The organism is Pseudomonas sp. KT_2_4 (genome assembly GCF_041410225.1).
Taxonomy (GTDB): Bacteria; Pseudomonadota; Gammaproteobacteria; order Pseudomonadales; family Pseudomonadaceae; genus Aquipseudomonas; species Aquipseudomonas paracarnis.
On sequence record NZ_CP166962.1, the window covers coordinates 2,662,317 to 2,683,194 of the forward strand.

A 20,878-nucleotide genomic window follows, 5' to 3' on the forward strand; every position below is an offset into this window, starting at 1 on the left:
TGTCGAGATATGGCGCCGTGAGCCGTTTGCGTATACTGCGCAGATGTTCTTCCCAACTGTTTCGCGCCTGCGATGCGTCAAATGGCTCATCGCCACCTTGCTCTTCCTGATGCTCAGTGCCTGTGTTGATAAACCCAGCACACTGGAGCGAATCAAGGAGGATGGCGTATTGCGGGTGGTCACTCGCAACAGTCCCGCTACGTATTTCCAGGATCGCAACGGTGAGACCGGCTTCGAATACGAACTGGTCAAGCGCTTTGCCGACGACCTGGGGGTGAAGTTGGAAATCGAGACGGCCGACAACCTCGACGACCTGTTCAGCCGGCTGGGCAAACCCAATGGCCCGGTACTCGCCGCCGCCGGCCTGGTGAGCAGCGACCAGCGCCAGCAGCAGGTGCGCTTCTCCCACCCGTACCTTGAAGTCACCCCACAGATTATCTACCGCAACGGCCAATCGCGTCCCACCAATGCCGCCGACCTGGTGGGCAAGAAGATCATGGTGCTCAAGGGCAGCACCCACGCTGAACAACTGGCGGCGCTGAAAAAACAGAACCCGGCGATTGAATACGAAGAATCCGATGCCGTTGAGGTGGTGGATTTGCTGCGCATGGTCGACGAAGGGCAAATCGACCTGACCCTGGTGGACTCCAACGAAGTGGCCATGAACCAGGTGTACTTCCCCAACGTGCGCGTGGCCTTCGACCTCGGCAATGCCAGCAATCAAAGCTGGGCCGTGGCAGCAGGCGACGACAACAGCCTGCTCAACGAGATCAACAGTTACCTGGACAAGGTCGAGAAGAATGGCACCTTGCAACGCCTGAAGGACCGCTACTACGGGCACGTCGATGTACTCGGCTATGTCGGCGCCTATACCTTTGCCCAGCACCTGCAACAACGCCTGCCCAAGTATGAGAAACACTTTCGTGCGTATGCCAAGGCCGAGAAAGTCGATTGGCGGCTGCTGGCAGCCATTGGTTATCAGGAATCGCTGTGGCAACCCACGGTCACCTCCAAGACCGGCGTGCGCGGCCTGATGATGCTGACCCAGAACACCGCGCAAGCCATGGGCGTGTCCAACCGCCTGGACCCCAAGCAGAGCATCATGGGCGGCGCCAAGTACCTGGCCAGAATCAAGGATGAGCTGGACGACAAGATCGCCGAGCCCGACCGCACCTGGTTCGCCCTCGCCGCCTACAACGTAGGCACCGGCCACCTGGACGACGCGCGCCTCCTGGCGAAGAAAGAAGGCCTGAACCCGAACAAGTGGCTGGACGTGAAGAAGATGCTGCCACGCCTGTCGCAGAAGCAGTGGTACAGCAAGACCCGCTACGGCTACGCCCGCGGCGGCGAGCCGGTGCATTTTGTGGCGAACATCCGGCGTTACTACGACATCCTCACCTGGGTGACCCAGCCGCAGCTGGAAGGTAACCAGGTGGTGGAAGGCAACCTGCATGTGCCGGGCGTGGACAAGACCAAGCCACCGCAAGACACCCCGCAACTCTGATCACGACAGCCCGCACACAGCAAATCTCTGTGGGAGCCGGGCTTGCCCGCGATGGCGGCCTGACAGTCAAGGTATTCGGCGCCTGACACACCGCTATCGCGGGCAAGCCCGGCTCCCACATTTGATCATCGTCGCCTTATAAGCTGGTGAGCAGGTGGAGCACGCCGCCCGGCAGTACCATCACGGCGGGTATACCCGCGGCCTTCAACGCCGACTCATCCAAACGCCCCGCCTCGCGCAATTGCACGCGCACCCGCGTGAGTGCCACGCGCTGCTGTGACGTCACGTTCCCCTCCCCGCCCAATGCACTCACCACATCGGCCGACAACAGGCTCGGCGGCGTCGGCGTGACCGTCTCGGCCACCAAGTCAGGCGTCAGGGCTTTCCAGAACGCCCGCTGCAATTTCTCGAACATGCTCAGTGCTCCATGACAGGTGAGGTTTCAACGGTGGCCGCGTGGTACAGGCGCAGGGCCTCGCGCACTTGGTCGGCTTCTTCCAGGCCCAGCACTTGGCGGGCAATGATCTGGCAGTCGTGCAGGTCCAACTCGCGCACGGTGGCCTTGATGGTGGGAATCAGCGGCACGCTGACCGACAGCTCATCCACGCCCAGGCCGATCAACACCGGCACCGCCAGGGTTTCGGATGCCAGCGCACCACATACGCCCACCCACTTGCCGTGGGCATGGGCCGCCTTAACGGTCATGTCGATCAGCCGCAGCACCGCCGGATGAAAACTGTCGGCCTGGCTGGCCAGGCGCGGGTGATCGCGGTCCATGGCCAGGGTGTATTGGGTGAGGTCGTTGGTGCCGATGGAGAAGAAATCCACATGGGGCGCAAACACATCCGCCATCAACGCCGCACTCGGCACTTCGATCATGATGCCCAGCTTGGGGAGTTCACTCAGGCCAAGCGTCTGCGCTTCCTCTTCGAGCATTTTGCGCGCCAGATGCAGCTCCGACAGCAGGCTGACCATTGGCAACATGATATGCAGCCGCGCCAAGCCTGCACTGACAAGAATCGCACGCAACTGTTCACGCAACAGTTCGGGACGTTCCAGGCACAGGCGGATCCCGCGCAGGCCAAGGAATGGGTTGGTCTCGCTTTCCATCGGTACATAGGCCAAGGGTTTATCGCCGCCCACATCCAGGGTACGCACCACCAGATTGCGCTCGGTGCCGAGGGCGCGGGCGATGGCGCTGTAGGTGTCGGCCTGCTCCTCTGCGCTCGGGGCACGGTTGCGTTCCAGGTAGAGGAACTCCGAACGCAGCAGCCCCACGCCTTCAGCGCCCAGGGTCAGTGACTGTTCCACTTCCTGCAATGAGGCGACGTTGGCTGTGACCTCGATGTGGTGACCGTCGCGGGTGACCGCCGCCTGTGAGGCCTGTGCCACTTCACGCTGCAGCCGTAGCTTTTGCTGTTGACGAACCGCCTGCAGTTGCTCGATTTCAGCCAGATTCGGCTCCAGCTGCAGCTCGCCTTTATCGGCATTGAGCAGTACCCGCTTGCCGTTGGCCAAGGCCAATACTTGACTGGGTACACCGCAAAGGGATGGCAGGCCGAGGGCCCGGGCGAGGATGGCCACGTGGCTGGTAGCCCCACCGGCGACCGTGACGAAGCCCAGCACTTTGCTGGTATCCAGGCCGGCGGTTTGTGAGGGGGTCAGTTGTTCGGCGACCAGAATGGCGCACTCCGGCAGCTCCATGGAACGCTCCGGCACCCCCAGGATCAACTTGAGCACGCGCTGGCCGACGTCGGCCAAATCCGCCGCACGCTCAGCCAGCAGCGTTTTACCCAAGCCTTCGAAGAGCCTGGCGGTCGCCACCGTGGCCGTATTCCAGGCAAAGGCCGCGCTCTTGCCTTCGGCCAGCAGGCTATGAGCTTGTTCAAGCAGGGTCGGGTCTTCGAGCAGTTCCTGGTGGGCGCGGAAAATCTCGGCCTGGGCGCTGCCGGCCGCCTTGGCCTGCAACGCTTGCAGCGCCTCGTTTGCCGCCCGCAGGCCACGGGCCAATGCGGTACGTTCGAAGGTTTCTCCCGCACCGGCTTCGGGAATGTCGAGCGTCGGTTCAGCCACCTGGACCACCTGGCCGAACGCCGAGCCCGGCGACGCACAGACGCCTCGCAACACGGACGCCGAAGACGCCGACGCAGCGGGCTTGCTGATTTTCTCGACGGCTACCGGCAGCGTCTCGCCACAGCCGTCGAGCAACAACGCCACCAGCGCCTGGATCGCCGCCTCGGCATCTTCCCCCGCCGCGCTCACTTGCACGCTGTCGCCCTGGGAGGTCTGCAGCGCCATGATCGCCACAAGCGACTTGGCATTCGCGCTCAGGGTTTGCTTGTGCAGAAATATGCTTGAACTGAACCCCTTCGCCGCCTGAGCAAACACCGCCGCAGGGCGGGCGTGCAAGCCGCTGGCGTTGGGCAGGGTTACTGGCGTGGAGAACAGCGCATTGCCCTCCTCCTCGTCCACCTCTGCGGGTATCTGCCCCGGTGAGACCTGCAACAGTGGCTGGCCGGACTCGACCAGCGCCTGACCGGCCACCAACGGCACAAACGGCTCGCCGCTTACAATGAGCATCAACGTCAGCAGGCTACGTGCATTGAGCGCCACATAGTCGGCATCGAATTCGATCAGCGGCTGCCCGGCCTCCACCCGCTGGCCCTCCTCGACCAGCCGGGTGAAGCCCTGGCCCGCCAGGTTCACCGTGTCCAGGCCAATATGCAGCAATATCTGCACACCGTTATCGGCGGTGACGCTGACGGCGTGGCCGCTGTCCTGAATGTTGCTGACCACCCCGGCCAACGGCGCGCAGAGGGTCTGCGAAGTGGGGTCGATGCACAGGCCATCGCCAATCACGCGGCCGGAAAATACCGGGTCGGGGACCTGATCCAGCGCCAGCAAAACCCCGGACAAGGGTGCCAGCAGTTCCAGGGGTTGAGATGTGGTCATGACTTCACCTGTTTGTGTTGTTCTTTAAAAATCATTGAGTCGATGCAAGGTTGAGGATGACGAAGATCAAAGGTGGGAGCGGGCTTGCTCGCGAAAGCGGTGTATCAGGCGACACATTCATTGACTGACCTACTGCATTCGCGAGCAAGCCCGCTCCCACACAAGCGCGGATTACTTCCACCAATATTCGACCTGCACACCGACGTTCGACCCATGCCGCGCCGTGCCATAGGCGCCGGTGTCGGACAAAGCCGAGCCCGCCGCCAGCTCATTGGCCGCACGCTTGGCCGCTTTATTCCAGGACGCATAGGTGTAATACAGCCGTACTTCCGGCCGCGCCCAGAACTCAGGGCCTTTGGGCGACCAGGTCGGGGCGAAGGTAAATTTGCTCAATTTGCGCGTACCGCCGGTGGCCTCGACCTGATCGTGCCCCAGCTCAGTGACCAGTTTGAATTGCTCGCTGAGCGCATACGCCGGGCGTACACCCAGGGACATCCAGTTCTGATCCTGACGCCCAGGGCGCACATCTTTCTGGTACACCGCCTCGACTTGCCCGCCGAAACGCGGAGTCACTTGCCAATCAAAGAACTCCACGGCGCGGTAACTTTTGCTGCTTTTGTCCAACGTGGTATTGCCGGTGTAACCCAGGCCGGTGCCAGGGCCTTCGCCGTACTGCAGGGCAAACTTGTTCTTGCCTCCCAGGAAAGCCGCTTGTACATGCTGCGCCGTCAGCGCCCAGCCACTGTTGGTGTCACGCCCACCGGCCTTGGCGATGTAGCTCAAGCCAAGTTCCAGTTCGCCACCGGGGTTGGTCTTGAAACCTGCGACGTTGAAGTCGTGACGGGTGGCGTATTCCTTCTGGTACAGGTTGTCCTTGCGCGACAGGGCGTAGCTGTATTTCAAGCCGCCGATCAACACGTCCTCGATCCCACCGCCGGTGGCGCTCTGGTTCCAGTAGTAGAAGTCGGAAATATGGATGTCGTTACGTTTGTAGTAACGCCGCCCGGCCCACAGCGAACCGCCATTGAGACTGGGCAGGTTGGACCATTGCGCATACATCTGCGGCATGCGCGCCGAGCCGTTGTTTTCACCCTGGAACTTCAGGGCGCGGTCGTACCGGTTGTAGAGGGACGCCATGGCATCGACGCTGAACACAGAACCGTCGTCGAGGGTCAGCAAATCCTGACGCAGTTCCAGCTCGGCGTACTGCTCGCATTCGTTACCCAGGCGGTATTTGGTTTGCGCACCCGGCAGTTGGAAACATTGCTGCTTGCCGCTGCCCGTTGACGTGCCCACGCCGCTGCGCAAATACCCGGCAAACTCCAGGGCTTGCGCGCCAACAGGCACCGTGAGGCAGGAGGCAATAAGGCCCAGCTTTATTGTTGTTTTCATGAAACGCTCCTTTTATTTTTATTGTTTTTATTACTGTCTTGCATGACGCGATCCCTGTAGGAGCGAGCTTGCTCGCGAAAAACTTCCTGCCTCCACGCAACACCTGGAGGGGCGCGTTTTCGTTGACGATCTTCGCGAGCAAGCTCGCTCCTGCAGGGGGTGTTTCAATCAGTCAGGTGCAGCACGAAGGATTCATAAGGACGTAACAGCACAGTGCTAGTGCGCAGGGGGCAGTCGGGGTAGTTGCTGATCAACAGGCGTTGCTCGCTCTCGGCGTTGATCACGCCTTCTGGCAGCTGGATCTTGCATGGCGATCCATAGAAGTTGTTGAGTACCAACAGGCGCTCGCCGTGGCCTTCACGCAGGTACGCCCAGACCTGGAGATGGTCTTGCAGCATCGGGCGGTAAACGCCTTGCTGTATCAGCGGTTCGCGACGGCGCAGATCGATCAGCCTGCGGTAGTGATGCAGCACCGAATCCGTGTCATCCACCTGGCTTGCGACGTTGATCTGCGCAGCATTCGCGGGAATGCCGATCCAGGGTTCACCGCGGCTGAACCCCGCGTTCGCTTCGGTGCTCCACTGCATGGGCGTACGCCCGTTATCGCGGGACTTCTGCATGATCGCCGCCATGCTCGAGGCTTCGGACTCTCCCGCGTCGCGCTTGAGGCGGAAGATGTTCAGGGTTTCCACATCGCGGTATTGCGAGATGCTGTCGAAGCCTGGATTGGTCATACCCAACTCTTCGCCCTGATACACATACGGCGTGCCCTGCAGAAAGTGCAGCGCCGTGGCGAGCATCTTGGCCGAGACCACGCGGTATTGTCCGTCGTCACCAAAGCGCGAGACCACCCGTGGCTGATCGTGGTTGCACCAGAACAACGCGTTCCAGCCGCCGCCGGCCTGCATGCCCATCTGCCAGTCGGAGAAAATCTGCTTGAGTTGCAGGAAGTCGAAGTCAGCCTTCACCCACTTTTGCAGGTTGGGGTAATCGACTTTCAGGTGGTGGAAGTTGAAGGTCATCGACAGTTCTTTAGACGCTGGATTCGAGTAGCGAATGCAGTGTTCCAGGCGGGTGGATGACATCTCGCCCACGTTGATAAGGTCATGGCCTTCAAAGACTTCACGGTGCATTTGCTGCAAGTATTGGTGCACGTTCGGGCCGTCGGTGTAGAAGCGGCGGCCGTCGCTGTTGTCCTCGGGGAAGTCGGCGGGCTTGGAGATCAGGTTGATCACATCCAGGCGGAAGCCGCCCACGCCTTTGTCGCGCCAGAAGCGCATCATCTTGAACACTTCGGCGCGCACCTGGGGGTTGTCCCAATTGAGGTCGGCCTGTGTATGGTCGAACAGATGCAGGTAGTACTGGCCAGTCTGCGCTTCGTATTCCCAGGCCGAGCCGCCGAACTTGGATTCCCAGTTGTTCGGCTGGTCGCGCCAGATGTAGAAGTCACGATAGGGATTGTCGAGGCTGCTGCGCGCCTGCTGGAACCATTCGTGTTCGATGGAGGTGTGGTTGACCACGATATCGAGCATCAGCTTGATACCACGCTTGGCGGCTTCGCTGATCAGCAGGTCGCAGTCGGCCATAGTGCCGTAGCTGGGGTCGATGGCGTAGTAGTCGCTGATGTCGTAGCCGTTGTCGCGCTGGGGCGAGCGCAGGAACGGGGTAACCCACAGGCAATCCACGCCCAGCCATTTGAGGTAGTCGAGTTTGTCCACGATGCCCAACAGGTCACCGGTGGCGTTACCCGCGTGGCTGTGGAAGCTTTTGGGGTAGATCTGGTAGATCACCGAGTGTTGCCAGGTTTGCATGGTGGGTTCCTTCAGTAGAGTTGGGTGCTGGCCCTTCTGGCCTCATCGCAGGCAAGCCAGCTCCCACACTTGAATGTGTTCACACATCACTGTGGGAGCTGGCTTGCCTGCGATAGCGATCTTCAGGCGACCCGGTAACCAGGCCGAACGATCTTCATGCTCAACATGCACGTCAGCGCAAACGGCACGACCATCGCCACGACCATGCCGATCACGAACATCGGAATCGCGCTCGGCACGATCGAGATAAACCCGGGCAACCCACCGACGCCGATGGCCGAGGCCTGCACCTTGTTCAACGACAGAAAAATGCTGCCCAGCGCCGAGCCCAGCAGCGCGGCATAGAACGGAAATTTGAAGCGCAGGTTCACGCCGAACATCGCCGGCTCCGTGATGCCGAAGTAAGCGGAAATCGCCGAGGTCGAGGCCATGCTTTTGTCCCGCGCGTTGCGGGTCATGTAGAACACCCCGAGGGCGGCGCTGCCCTGGGCCAGGTTGGACATGACGATCATCGGCCAGATAAAGGTGCCGCCCTGAGTGGAGATCAACTGCAGGTCGACGGCGAGGAACATGTGGTGCATGCCGGTGATCACCAGCGGCGCATAGAGCAGGCCGAAAATCGCGCCGCCGATCATCGGGGCGATCTCGAACAGGGTCACCAAACCTTCGGTGATCAGGATGCCAAGGTGACGGGTCACCGGGCCGATAATCGCCAGGGCCAGCACGCCGGTGACGACGATAGTGGTGATCGGCACCACCAGCAGTTGAATGGCATTCGGCACCCGCGCCCGCAGCCACTTTTCGATCACGCTCATGACAAAGGCCGCCATCAGGATCGGCAGGATCTGCCCCTGGTAACCGACTTTCTCGATCTGGAACCAGCCGAAGATATCGAAGTACGGCAGGCTCTGGCCGTCGAGGCCGGCAACCGCCTTGCCGTAGTTCCAGGCGTTGAGCAGGTCCGGGTGCACCAGCATCAGGCCCAGCACGATGCCGAGGATTTCACTGCCGCCGAACCGCTTGGCCGCCGACCAGCCCACCAGTGCCGGCAGGAACACGAAGGAGGTGTTGGCCATCAGGTTGATCAGGCTCCACAGACCATCCAGGTTCGGGTAGGCCTCCAGCAGCGTCTTGCCTTCGATGAACATGCCCTTGGCGCCCATCAGGTTGTTCACGCCCATCAACAGGCCGGCAATGATCAGCGCGGGCAGGATCGGCATGAACACATCGGAGAACACCCGCACCAGACGCTGCATGGGGTTGGTCTTGTCGCCGCCGGCTTTCTTGACGTCGGCAATGGTCGACGCGGCCAGGCCGGTCAGCTCGCGCAGGGCGGCGTAGACCTTTTCCACTTCGCCGGGGCCGATCACCACCTGGAACAGGCCACCGGTAAAGAACGAGCCCTTGACCAGATCGACCTGGTTCAGGGCACTGCTGTTGACCAGGCTGGGGTCCTTGAGCGCCAGGCGCAGGCGGGTCACGCAATGGGCGGCCTGCTCAAGGTTTTCGCGGCCCCCGAGGTTGTCGAGAATCTCGCGGGCAATCGTTGAATAGTCGTGGCTCATGCTCGTTTTCCACTGTGATTGTTTTTATGGGTGGCAGTCGTTGGCAGCACGCCGAGGAGGGAAAAGTACTCGTCTGTACGAGTTAAATCAACAACTCGTCTGTACGAGTTACACTTTTGTTTATGCCTGCGAGCTTTCTGTCAGATTTTTCCCCGGCTCGCACCGCTGTCCAATGGACAAACCCCACCTCTGCCACTATGGTTCCTGCCTTGAACGCGCAGTCCACCTTCATAACGCCGGGCAAGAGCCATCCCATGAGCAAATACAACCAGATCTATACGGATCTGCTTGCCAGCATCACCACCGAGCGCCTGCAACGCGGTACGCGCCTTCCCTCCGAAACCGAACTGATGGACGCCTACCAGGCCAGCCGTGGCACCGTACGGCGCGCCATCGAGCAGTTGCAGGAACGTGGCTTTGCGCAAAAGATCCACGGCAAGGGCACCTTTGTGTTATCGCCCAACCCGATCGAGTTCCAACTGGGCGGCATCGTCAGCTTCCACGAAACCCACGCTGACCTGGGCGATGACGTACGTACTGACGTCGTCGAGTTCACCCAATTCCCGCTGGAAGGTTCTCTGCTACAACACATCGAAGCCGAGCCGGGCACACTGATCACCCGCATCAAACGGGTACGCCGTATCGGCGGCAAGCGGGTGATTCTCGACATCAACCACTTCGTCGCCGACCTGCTCCCCGGCCTGGACCGCTCGATTGCCGAGCAGTCCATCTACGCGTTTATAGAGCAAACGCTGGAGCTGCAGATCAGCTATGCACAGCGCACCATCGAAGCCCTGCCGCGCAGCAAGGACGACCAGGCGCATCTGGATCTGGAGGGGCAAAGCCATGTGATTGTGGTGAGTAACCAGACGTTCTTGCAGGATGGAAGGCAGTTCGAGTACACCGAGTCGCGGCATACGTTGGATAAGTTTTATTTTTCGGATATAGCGCGGCGGTAAGCGTAAGCCGTGAAACCCACTGACACCACGAAAAATACCCTTCACGAAAAACCTTCTTCGTAGTGACTGCATTAACTGTTGCGCAGACGCCGTACACATTATTCGAGTCAAACCAAGGGAGAGAATACGATGTTCAGGAAGAGCCTGGTGTCGAGTATGTACGCGTTGCTATTGATCGGCTGCACCGGCAGAGGCTTTCAACCACCGCCGCCGGAATTTACCAATTGGAAGAAGATCGGGGTGTCTGAAGAGGACGTCAAACACGCCATGACCGCATGCGGCTATACCAACCTGATAGGGACGGGCGACAGAACCCCGATTGACCAGGTGCTCACGCGGTTTTATTGCATGAAAGACGCAGGTTTCAAGCGCACAGATAACATCGACCTTTGCAAGGAAGGCCGCATCGGCGAATCACCCGTTTGCGAAGGCCGCCGGTAATCCGTCAGCGAAAAGACACAAGGTACTTGGCGATGCACAAGGCTGCCAGAATTTGCCAGACCCAAAAAGCCAAAAGCCCGCAATTACGCGGGCTCCAGGGTATTTCTTTCTAGTGGGGGCCCGGCAATGCCGGACGTCCCATCACTCCCACTCAATCGTCGCCGGCGGCTTGCTCGACACGTCATACGTCACGCGGGAGATACCTTCGATCTCATTGATGATACGGCCGCTGACCGTCTCCAGCAGTTCGTAAGGCAGGTGTGCCCAACGCGCTGTCATGAAGTCGATGGTCTCTACGGCGCGCAGCGCAACAACCCATGCGTAACGACGACCATCGCCGACAACGCCCACCGATTTCACCGGCTGGAACACCACGAACGCCTGGCTAACCTTGTGGTACCAGTCGGCCTTGCGCAGTTCTTCGATGAAGATGTGGTCGGCACGACGCAGCAGGTCGGCGTATTCCTTTTTCACTTCACCGAGGATACGCACGCCCAGGCCCGGGCCTGGGAATGGGTGGCGGTAGACCATGTCGTACGGCAGGCCCAGTTCCAGGCCCAGACGGCGGACTTCGTCCTTGAACAGTTCGCGCAGCGGTTCTACCAGCTTGAGGTTCATTTCCTCAGGCAGGCCACCCACGTTGTGGTGGGACTTGATCACGTGGGCCTTGCCGCTCTTGGCGCCGGCCGACTCGATCACGTCGGGGTAGATGGTGCCCTGGGCGAGGTACTTGATGTTGTCCAGTTTGGTGGACTCGGCATCGAATACGTCGATGAAGGTACGACCGATGATCTTGCGCTTCTTCTCCGGGTCGGACTCGCCGGCCAGGTTGTTGAGGAACTGGTCCTCAGCGTTGGCGCGGATCACCTTGACGCCCATGTTCTCGGCGAACATGGCCATCACTTGCTCACCTTCGTGCAGGCGCAGCAGGCCGTTGTCGACAAACACGCAGGTCAGTTGGTCGCCGATGGCCTTGTGCAGCAGTGCCGCTACAACCGAGGAGTCAACGCCGCCGGACAGGCCAAGCAATACGTTGTCAGTGCCGACCTGGGCGCGCACTTGGGCGATGGCATCTTCAGCAATTTTCGACGGGGTCCACAGGGCTTCACACTCGCAGATGTCGAGGATGAAACGCGACAGGATGCGCCCGCCTTGCTTGGTGTGGGTCACTTCCGGGTGGAATTGCACGCCGTAGTAGCGACGCTCGTCGCTGAACATGCCGGCAATCGGGCAGCTCGGGGTGCTTGCCAGGATGTGGAAGTCTTCCGGCATTTTGGTGACCTTGTCACCGTGGCTCATCCACACGTCGAGGCCGAACAGGCCGTCGGCGTCGATGTGGTCTTCGATGCCGTCCAGCAGGCGGCTCTTGCCGACCACGTCTACACGGGCATAACCGAATTCACGCAACTCGGAACCTTCAACCTTGCCGCCCAGTTGCTCGGCCATGGTCTGCATGCCGTAGCAGATGCCGAACACCGGCACACCCAGGTCGAATACCGCCTGCGGGCAGCGCGGGCTGTTGGCTTCGTGAACGGACTCGGGGCCACCGGCGAGAATTACGCCTTTGGGTGCGAATTCGCGGATCGCTTCATCGTCCATGTCGAACGGGTGCAGTTCGCAGTACACGCCGATTTCACGCACGCGGCGGGCGATCAGTTGGGTGTACTGGGAACCGAAGTCGAGGATCAGGATGCGGTGGGCGTGAATGTCGAGGGCCATGAAGTCAGTCTCGTCTAATGAATCAGAAACAACTCGGGGCTGAAGAACAGCCCCGGTTACTTAACATTTTGCTGGAAGGCTCAACCTACACGGTAGTTTGGCGCTTCCTTGGTGATCTGCACGTCGTGGACATGGGATTCAGCCATGCCGGCGCCGGTGATCCGCACGAACTCTGGCTTGGTGCGCATTTCTTCGATGTCGGCACTGCCGGTGTAGCCCATCGAGGAACGCAGGCCGCCCATCAGTTGATGGATGATCGCGCTCAGGGTGCCTTTGTACGGCACACGGCCTTCGATGCCTTCCGGTACGAGCTTCTCGGCGCCTGCCGAGGAGTCCTGGAAGTAACGGTCGGAAGAGCCTTGCGCCTGGGACATGGCGCCCAGCGAACCCATGCCACGGTAAGCCTTGTACGAACGACCCTGGAACAGTTCGATCTCGCCCGGCGCTTCTTCGGTACCTGCGAACATCGAGCCCATCATCACGCAGGAGGCACCGGCGACGATGGCCTTGGACAGGTCACCGGAGAACCGGATGCCACCGTCGGCGATCAACGGTACGCCCGTGCCTTCAAGGGCGGCGGCGACGTTAGCGATGGCGCTGATCTGCGGCACGCCCACACCGGCGACGATACGCGTGGTGCAGATGGAGCCTGGGCCGATACCGACCTTGACTGCGTCGGCGCCCGCTTCGGCCAGGGCCTTGGCGGCAGCGCCGGTGGCGATGTTGCCGCCGATCACCTGCACGTCAGGGAAGTTCTGCTTGACCCAACGCACGCGGTCAATCACGCCTTTGGAGTGGCCGTGGGCGGTGTCGACCACTACCACGTCAACACCGGCGGCGACCAGGGCCGAGACCCGATCACCAGTGTCTTTACCGGTACCGACGGCAGCGCCAACACGCAGACGACCTTGGTCATCCTTGCTGGCCAGCGGGTAAGCCTTGGCTTTTTCGATGTCGTTGACGGTCATCATGCCTTTGAGGGCGAATTTGTCGTCGACGATCAGCACGCGCTCGATGCGGTGCTTGTGCAGCAGTTCGCGCACATCGTTCTTGTCGGCGCCTTCCTTGACGGTGACGAGGCGCTCTTTAGGCGTCATCACTTCACGGACGGTGACTTCAAGGCGGTTCTCGAAACGCACGTCACGGGAAGTGACGATGCCGACCAGGTCGCCATCGTGCAGCACCGGGACGCCGGAGATGTTGTGCATACGCGTGAGTTCGAACAGGTCACGCACGGTGGCGTCAGCTTCGATGGTGATCGGATCTTTCACCACGCCGGCTTCGTAACGCTTGACCTTGCGCACTTCGGCAGCTTGCTGCTCGATGGTCATGTTCTTGTGGATGATGCCGATGCCGCCTTCCTGAGCCATGGCAATGGCCAGACGGGCTTCGGTGACGGTGTCCATGGCAGCGGAAACCAGGGGAATATTCAGCTCGATGCCACGGGTTAGGCGGGTCTTGAGACTGACTTCGTTAGGAAGCACCTCGGAATAACCGGGCACTAGGAGAATGTCGTCGAATGTCAGAGCTTCTTGGCTGATACGCAGCATCGCGGGGGCTCCCGAGCGGGAAAATGGAAGCGCGCCATTATATACATGCACCCTGCCCGGCTCAATGTAAAACTCTGACAAACTTGGTAATACTGATAGATGGATTAAAGCTCGACTTTGACCCAGCTCATTTTCTGGTCCAACCAATCGGCAAATTCGTCGATAAAGCTCTGCTTGAACCCCGCCTCCGCCCAGTTGTTGAAGATGAACCCCAGGTTGGAAAACCCGCATTCCTGCAGGAACAGAAAACCGTTGATGTCATCTTCATGCCCACACAGCGGGCAGGTGAAGTTGTCGGTGTGGCCAGGCATCCAGTCTTCCAGGCTTTCGAACAGCGCCTCACCAACTTCCTTCAGGCATTCCGGGCAACCGGCTTCTTCAAGAAACCCCTTGGCCGGGGTATAGATGCAACGCTTGTAGATGATCTCCAGGCCATTGACCGGCTCGTTGAACGGCAGCGCCTCGGGGTGCAGCACCACGGCGCGGGCGCCATCGGCCAGGGCGTAGCCCATGCGGTTGCCGGTACGCCCGCAAGTGGTGAGTTCTTCCTTGATGATGTTCTTGCGCACCAGCCAGCGCACAATCGCCCGGGCGCGGGGTTCGTGGACGGGCAAGGTGGAGATTTTCGGGACAAGGATGCTTTGGGAGTTCATGGGAGTCCTGCGGTGTGGCTATTGGCGCCATCGCGGGCAAGCCCGGCTCCCACATTGGAATGCGATCAACTGTGGGAGCCGGGCTTGCCCGCGATGACGCCCGGGAGGACGGCAGCTTAATCCCTGAAAAAATGAGGTCAAGTACTCAAATACCGCCCGATCAACGCAATACCACTGGCCAATACCAACCAGGTCACCAACCGCACGAACGCCTCACGGGACAGCCGCATCGTCAGCCTGCGCCCACACCACAGCCCCAGGGCCATCGCCGGCAACAGGCAAACCGCCAACATCAATAACGGCAAATCTGCATACACCCCGGCAATCAGGAACAAACTCAAACGCACGACCGTGCTGCAACTGATCAGCGCGCTTTGCGTCGCCCGCGCCTCGTCTTTGGGTAAACGGCTGTTAAGGTAAATCGCATATAAAAAGCCGCCACTACCAAATAGCGCCCCAAACAGGCCACCCACAGTGCCCATGGGAATCGACCAGCCCGCCGCCAATTGAGTCGGCCGTGCTTTCACCGCCAGGCTGTAAATCGCGTAGGCACTGATAAACAGCCCCATCAACAACAGCAACAAGTCCGAATGCAAGTTGAGCAAAAACCCCACGCCCAGGCTGCAGCCGATGGCCATGCAGGGCAGCAACCGCAACAGTTCCGGCTTGTTCACATCGTGCCGCGCTTGCAGCAGGCCGCCAAACGCCGCGACAAAATCCAGCAGCACCAGCAACGGGATGATCTTCGACAGCGGCATGAATAGAATCAGGATTGGCCCGGCGACCAAGGCCGTCCCGAACCCGGCAATGCCAAACACCACATAGGCCAGCACCACGCCCAGGCCGATCACCAGCCAATCCACAGCCCCGACCGACCACTGACTCATCAACTCAACCAGGCTCATGGGTTATTCCTTGTTGGACATGGCCTTCACTTTAGCCATTGTCTACTGTTGCGACTAATATCTTCAAAGCCAGCCACTCATCTCAAAAAGGCATGACTCGTGATCTCCACGCGGCAACTGCGTTACTTCGTCGAAATCGCCGAGAGCGGCAGCTTCAGTGCCGCGGCCGAACGCCTGTTTGTGGCGCAGTCGGCCTTGAGCCGGCAGATCAAGGAACTGGAAAATCAACTTCAAACCCCATTGTTCGAACGCACCGCACGCCAACCGCGGCTCACAGCGGCCGGTGAAGCGTTCTACCCACGGGCGCGCAATTTGTTGAGTGAGTTGCTCAAGGCCAGCGAAGTGGCGACCCTCGTAGGCAATGGCCAGCTTGGAACGCTGCGCCTGAGTCACTCGAGCACCGTGCCGATGAGCGGCGCGTTATTGCACGGCATCAGCAACTGGCTAGAGGGCTGTCCGGGCGTGTCGGTGGATATTGCCAAGCTCTCCTCCGAAGCTCAGTTGGAGGATATCGCCGAGGGTCGCCTGGACGTCGGCCTGCTACGCTTGCCCGTACTGCGCCAGCGCGACGGCGTGCGTGTGCTGCCGTTGTACACGGAGCCGTTGGTGCTGGCGGTGCCGCCGAATCATCCGTTGGCACGCAGCGACGCGCCGGTGGAGTTGGCACAGCTAAAGGACCAAGCGTTTATCTCGATCCCCCATCCCCAACGCGGCGGGCTGAGTTATCTGTCGGCCGAATTGTGCATGCGTGCAGGTTTTTTCCCCAAGGCCGCACGGGTGATGTCGCGCAAGAGCACGCAGTTGCAATTGATCCAGGCCGGTTTCGGTATTGCCTTGTTACCAAAATCCATGCAGGACATCGCCCCCGCCAACCTGCACTTTTTACCCCTGGCCGACCCGGACTGCCACAGCACCGTGGCCCTGGCCTGCGCGCAAGTGCAGAGCCCGCTGGTGGAGCAATTCTGTCAAACCCTGCACGAATGCCTATAAACTGCCGCCCATGATTAAAGATCCTTTTGCCCGTTTGGGCCTGGACCGCGAAGTCCTGACTGTCAGCCAGCTCAACGGCCGTGCGCGGGTGTTGCTGGAAGACGTGTTCACCAATATCTGGGTGGAAGGCGAGATCTCCAACCTCGCTCGCCCAGCCTCCGGCCATGTGTATTTCACGCTCAAGGACAGCGGGGCCCAAGTGCGTTGTGCGCTGTTTCGCAACAACGCTGCACGCGTACGCCAGGCGTTGAGGGACGGGCTGGCGGTGAAGGTGCGCGGCAAGGTCTCGTTGTTCGAGGGCCGTGGTGATTACCAACTGATCCTCGATACCGTGGAGCCAGCCGGTGACGGTGCGCTGCGCCTGGCCTTTGATGCACTGAAGGAAAAGCTGAGCGCCGAAGGCCTGTTCAGTGCCGAACGCAAGGTGGCGCTGCCGGTGCATCCTCGGCGCATCGGCATTATCAGCTCGCCCACCGGCGCGGTGATTCGCGACATTATCAGCGTGTTCCGCCGCCGCGCGCCGAACATTGAACTGACCCTGATCCCTACCGCCGTGCAAGGCCGCGAAGCAATCCCGCAGATCGTGCGGGCGCTGAAACTCGCCGACGCTCGTGGTTTCGACGCGCTGATCCTGGCCCGTGGCGGTGGCTCCCTTGAAGACTTGTGGTGCTTCAACGAAGAGGCGGTGGCCCGTGCAGTTGATGCCTGTGTTACCCCTATCGTCAGCGCCGTTGGTCATGAAACCGATGTGTCCATCAGCGACTTCGTGGCGGACGTCCGCGCCCCTACTCCCTCCGCCGCCGCCGAGTTGTTGGCTCCCGACGCCAGCCATCTGGTGCGCCAGGTAGAAAACCTGCAGCGCCGCCTGGTGATGCTGATACGCAACCGCCTGAGCCACAGCCGCCTGCGCCTGGAAGGCATGGCCCGGCGCCTGCGTCATCCGGGCGAGCGCTTGCGCCAGCAGGCCCAGCGCCTGGATGACCTGGACATGCGCTTGCGCCGTGCCTTTGAGCGCAGCCTCAATACCCGTCGCGAGCGCTTGATCCGCCTGGAGACCCGCCTCGCCGGCCAGCACCCGGGCCGTCAACTGGCACTCTTGCGCCAGCGCCTGGACAGCCTCGCCGAACGCCTGCCCCGCGCCATGCGCGAAGGTCTCAAGGCTCGGCGTCTGCAACTGCAGAGCCAAGTGCAGACATTGCAGGTGGTCAGCCCGCTGGCGACCCTGGGCCGCGGCTACAGCATCCTGTTGGACGAGCGCGGCCAGGCGATTCGCAATGCCGCGCAAACCCACACCGGCCAGCGCCTCACCGCGCGCCTGGGTGAAGGCCAATTGCAAGTGCGGGTGGAAGACAACCACCTGACACCCGTCACCCTTTCATTATTGGATTGATCGATGCCACGCCTACTGAGCCTGTTGATGCTGTTGTGCCTCACGTTTAATGCCCACGCCGACAGCTACATCACGCGAACCCTGAACAAACCGGTGCCTGGCGGCGTGGCCGTCGTCGAGCTGGGCCCTTCGGCCACGGCGCCGAAAGCCACTTACCAGGGCAAGCCGGTGCTGGTGGTCAAGGAGCAGGACAACTGGCTGGCCATTGTCGGCATCCCGTTGACGGTCAAGCCCGGCAACGAGCGCATCAGCAGCGGTGGGCGCAACCTGCCGTTTATCGTCGGCTACAAGAAGTATCCGGAACAGCGCATCACTTTGAAGAACAAGAGCCAGGTCAACCCTGACCCGGCCCAGCTCAAGCGCATCGAAGGCGAACTGGCTGTGCAGCTCAAGGCTTACCGCAGTTTCAGCCCGAACCTGCCGAGCAACCTGGTGCTGGATAAACCGGTGAGCGGGCCGCTGTCGAGCAAGTTCGGCGTGCGACGCTTCTTCAACGGCGAAGAGCGCAACCCGCACTCGGGCCTGGACTTCGCCGTGCCGGCCGGTACGCCGATCAAGACGCCCGCCAACGGCAAGGTCATTCTGGTGGGCAATTACTTCTTCAATGGCAACACGGTGTTCGTCGACCATGGCCAGGGTTTTATCAGCATGTTCTGCCATATGTCCAAAATCGACGTGAAGGTGGGCCAGCAACTGGTGCGCGGCGCGGTGGTGGGCAAGGTGGGTGCGACTGGCCGGGCGACTGGCCCGCACATGCACTGGAACGTCAGCCTGAACGATGCACGTGTAGATCCAGCGATCTTTATCGGCGCGTTCCAACCCTGATATCAAATGTGAAACTACGGGCCTCATCGCGGGCAAGCCCGGCTCCTACATTGGAAGGCTGCCCAGTGTGGGAGCTGGCTTTCCTGCGATGGTGCAAGCCGTCGCCTCAATTGCGCACCTGACAAACCCACAGCAACAAAAACACACACCACTCGAAATTACGGCAATAAAATCTCGATTTTCGAGACATCAAAAGAACTTATCTCAATTTTTCTCGACTGCTTGCCATCTTTCACCCCGGCGGTTAGGGTTGAGCTTATGAAAACCTCTCACACCCTCATTCAGCTCCGCCAGCACCGCAGCCTGTGCCTTGTCAGCGCACGACTGCCAGGCTGAATCGATCTGCCTCGTCCTAAAGTTTTATCCCCAATAACAGTTCTACGGCAGGCCGCCTTTTTTCGGCCCCTACAACCAAGGATTTTCCGATGAGCATGCTCAAAGACCCGTCTTCGAAATACCGCGCGTTCCCGACCATCGACATCCCGGACCGTACCTGGCCGTCGAAGACCATCACCCAAGCGCCGATCTGGTGCAGCTCCGACCTGCGTGATGGCAACCAGTCGCTGATCGAGCCGATGGACGCGGTGAAAAAGCTGCGCTTCTGGAAGACCCTGGTGGCCGTTGGCGTAAAGGAAATCGAAGCCTCGTTCCCTGCCGCGTCGCAAACCGACTTCGACTTCGTGCGCACCCTGATCGAAGACAACCACATCCCCGAGGACACCACCATCCAAGTGCTGACCCAGGGTCGTGAAGACTTGATCGCACGCACCTTCGAATCTCTGCGCGGCGCGAAGAAAGCCATTGTGCACTTGTACAATGCCACCTCGCCGTCGTTCCGCCGCATCGTGTTCAACCAGGACAAGGACGGCATCAAGGCCATCGCGGTCAACGCCGCCAAGCTGTTCGTCAAATACGCCGCCCAGCAGCCGGAAACCCAGTGGACCTTCGAATATTCCCCAGAGACCTTCAGCGCCACTGAGCTGGAGTTCGCCAAGGAAGTCTGCGACGCGGTGATCGAGGTGTGGAACCCCACGCCTGAGCACAAGATGATCCTCAACCTGCCCGCCACGGTTGAATGCGCCACGCCGAACATCTATGCCGACCAGATCGAGTGGTTCGGTCGCCATATCAACCGTCGTGACAGCGTGATCATCAGCCTGCACACCCACAACGACCGTGGCACTGGCGTGGCGGCCACCGAGTTGGGCCTGATGGCCGGCGCTGATCGTGTGGAAGGCTGCCTGTTTGGCAACGGCGAGCGTACTGGTAACGTCGATTTGGTCACCGTGGCGCTGAACATGTACACCCAGGGCCTGGACCCGCAGTTGGACTTTTCTGACATTGACGGCGTACGTAAAGTGGTCGAGGAATGCAACCAGATCCAGGTGCACCCACGTCACCCGTATGTCGGCGATCTGGTACATACCGCGTTCTCCGGCTCGCACCAGGACGCGATCCGCAAAGGCTTCTCCCAGCAGAAAGACGATGCGCTGTGGGAAGTGCCGTACTTGCCAATCGACCCTGCGGACATTGGCCGCAGCTACGAGGCCGTGATCCGTGTGAACAGCCAGTCAGGCAAGGGCGGCATCGCCTACCTGCTGGAGCAGGAATACGACATCAGTTTGCCGCGTCGCATGCAGATCGAGTTCAGCCAGGTGGTACAGGCCGAAACCGATCGCGTGGGCCTGGAGATGACCGCGCCACAGATCTACGCCTTGCTGCAGCGTGAGTACTTGCAAGCCAACACGCCGTACGCGCTGGTCAGCCACCGCCTGCAGGAAGAGAACGGCAACAGCTTTGTCGAGGTGGAAGTCTCCGGCAAAGGCCAGGGCGAAACCAACTTGCACTGGAAAGGCAAAGGCAACGGCGCGCTGGAAGCCTTGGTGGCCGGCTTGCCGATTGGCGTTGAAATCATGGACTACAACGAGCATGCGATTGGTGCGGGTACCAATGCCAAGGCGGCGGCTTACATTGAACTGCGCGTGAACGGCGAACGCCCGGTGCATGGGGTGGGGATCGATGAAAACATCACTACCGCCAGCTTCAAGGCGCTGTTCAGTGCGCTGAACCGCTCGTTGAGCCAGTTGGAAGCCAAAGCGGCGTAAGCATTGCCGTAATGCAAAAGGCCCCTGGGTGAGAATCCAGGGGCCTGATCGTTCCCACGCTCTGCGTGGGAATGCAGCCCTGGACGCTCTGCGTCCGCCCTTAGAAGCGGTACGCAG

16 protein-coding genes are annotated in these 20,878 nt (G+C 60.5%); 7 read left to right on the forward strand and 9 right to left on the reverse strand.

All coding sequences use genetic code 11. The features are described from left to right. Positions 1-43 precede the first annotated feature (43 nt). Entirely contained in the window at positions 44-1,504 is a 1,461-nt protein-coding gene (gene mltF, locus AB9N64_RS12270; protein ID WP_014719798.1) for a membrane-bound lytic murein transglycosylase MltF, read from the forward strand. A gap of 136 nt (positions 1,505-1,640) precedes the next feature. On the opposite strand, the gene AB9N64_RS12275 is transcribed toward mltF, so the two are convergent. The 5 genes from AB9N64_RS12275 to treP form a co-directional block, all read right to left on the reverse strand. After that, the gene (locus AB9N64_RS12275) at positions 1,641-1,919 is read right to left on the reverse strand and encodes a PTS transporter subunit EIIB (RefSeq protein WP_103452547.1); all 279 of its coding nucleotides are present in this window, start codon (positions 1,917-1,919) and stop codon (positions 1,641-1,643) included. 2 nt (positions 1,920-1,921) lie between these two features. Then, positions 1,922-4,456: a phosphoenolpyruvate--protein phosphotransferase gene (gene ptsP, locus AB9N64_RS12280; RefSeq protein WP_236466183.1), complete on the reverse strand. Its 2,535-nt coding sequence runs from the start codon at positions 4,454-4,456 to the stop codon at positions 1,922-1,924. A 171-nt stretch (positions 4,457-4,627) separates the two neighbouring features. Beyond that, a complete protein-coding gene (locus AB9N64_RS12285) occupies positions 4,628-5,848 on the reverse strand; it encodes a carbohydrate porin (protein WP_014719801.1) in 1,221 nt (406 codons plus the stop codon). A 164-nt stretch (positions 5,849-6,012) separates the two neighbouring features. Then, positions 6,013-7,659, reverse strand: coding sequence for an alpha,alpha-phosphotrehalase (gene treC / locus AB9N64_RS12290; protein ID WP_122300889.1), 1,647 nt, complete (start codon positions 7,657-7,659; stop codon positions 6,013-6,015). 122 nt (positions 7,660-7,781) lie between these two features. Continuing rightward, on the reverse strand, positions 7,782-9,224 hold the full coding sequence (gene treP, locus AB9N64_RS12295) for a PTS system trehalose-specific EIIBC component (RefSeq protein WP_014719803.1): 1,443 nt from the start codon (positions 9,222-9,224) through the stop codon (positions 7,782-7,784). A 254-nt stretch (positions 9,225-9,478) separates the two neighbouring features. Here treP and treR point away from each other — a divergent pair, with 254 nt between their 5' ends. Together treR and AB9N64_RS12305 are read left to right on the forward strand one after the other, a co-directional pair. Then, on the forward strand, positions 9,479-10,183 hold the full coding sequence (treR, locus tag AB9N64_RS12300) for a trehalose operon repressor (RefSeq protein WP_102665952.1): 705 nt from the start codon (positions 9,479-9,481) through the stop codon (positions 10,181-10,183). A gap of 129 nt (positions 10,184-10,312) precedes the next feature. After that, positions 10,313-10,624 (forward strand): hypothetical protein, encoded by a 312-nt coding sequence (locus AB9N64_RS12305; protein ID WP_014719805.1) that lies wholly within the window; start codon positions 10,313-10,315, stop codon positions 10,622-10,624. 141 nt (positions 10,625-10,765) lie between these two features. Here AB9N64_RS12305 and guaA read toward each other — a convergent pair whose 3' ends face one another. The 4 genes from guaA to AB9N64_RS12325 all read right to left on the reverse strand — a co-directional run bounded on the left by guaA (position 10,766) and on the right by AB9N64_RS12325 (position 15,451). After that, positions 10,766-12,343: a glutamine-hydrolyzing GMP synthase gene (gene guaA, locus AB9N64_RS12310; RefSeq protein WP_003193997.1), complete on the reverse strand. Its 1,578-nt coding sequence runs from the start codon at positions 12,341-12,343 to the stop codon at positions 10,766-10,768. Between the two features lie 80 nt (positions 12,344-12,423). After that, positions 12,424-13,893, reverse strand: coding sequence for an IMP dehydrogenase (gene guaB / locus AB9N64_RS12315; RefSeq protein ID WP_014719807.1), 1,470 nt, complete (start codon positions 13,891-13,893; stop codon positions 12,424-12,426). Positions 13,894-13,997: 104 nt separating this feature from the next. Beyond that, the gene (locus tag AB9N64_RS12320; RefSeq protein WP_005791157.1) at positions 13,998-14,546 is read right to left on the reverse strand and encodes a hypothetical protein; all 549 of its coding nucleotides are present in this window, start codon (positions 14,544-14,546) and stop codon (positions 13,998-14,000) included. Positions 14,547-14,683: 137 nt separating this feature from the next. Then, positions 14,684-15,451: a sulfite exporter TauE/SafE family protein gene (locus AB9N64_RS12325; RefSeq protein ID WP_201914328.1), complete on the reverse strand. Its 768-nt coding sequence runs from the start codon at positions 15,449-15,451 to the stop codon at positions 14,684-14,686. Between the two features lie 99 nt (positions 15,452-15,550). Here AB9N64_RS12325 and AB9N64_RS12330 point away from each other — a divergent pair, with 99 nt between their 5' ends. The 4 genes from AB9N64_RS12330 to leuA all read left to right on the forward strand — a co-directional run bounded on the left by AB9N64_RS12330 (position 15,551) and on the right by leuA (position 20,761). Then, positions 15,551-16,441, forward strand: a complete 891-nt coding sequence (locus AB9N64_RS12330; protein WP_137270791.1) for a LysR family transcriptional regulator — start codon at positions 15,551-15,553, stop codon at positions 16,439-16,441. A 10-nt stretch (positions 16,442-16,451) separates the two neighbouring features. Beyond that, positions 16,452-17,831: an exodeoxyribonuclease VII large subunit gene (gene xseA, locus AB9N64_RS12335; protein ID WP_201914327.1), complete on the forward strand. Its 1,380-nt coding sequence runs from the start codon at positions 16,452-16,454 to the stop codon at positions 17,829-17,831. Between the two features lie 3 nt (positions 17,832-17,834). After that, a complete protein-coding gene (locus AB9N64_RS12340) occupies positions 17,835-18,656 on the forward strand; it encodes a M23 family metallopeptidase (protein ID WP_014719811.1) in 822 nt (273 codons plus the stop codon). Positions 18,657-19,081: 425 nt separating this feature from the next. Continuing rightward, complete coding sequence (gene leuA / locus AB9N64_RS12345) at positions 19,082-20,761, forward strand: 2-isopropylmalate synthase (protein WP_014719812.1); 1,680 nt, start codon at positions 19,082-19,084, stop codon at positions 20,759-20,761. Positions 20,762-20,878: the final 117 nt, after the last annotated feature.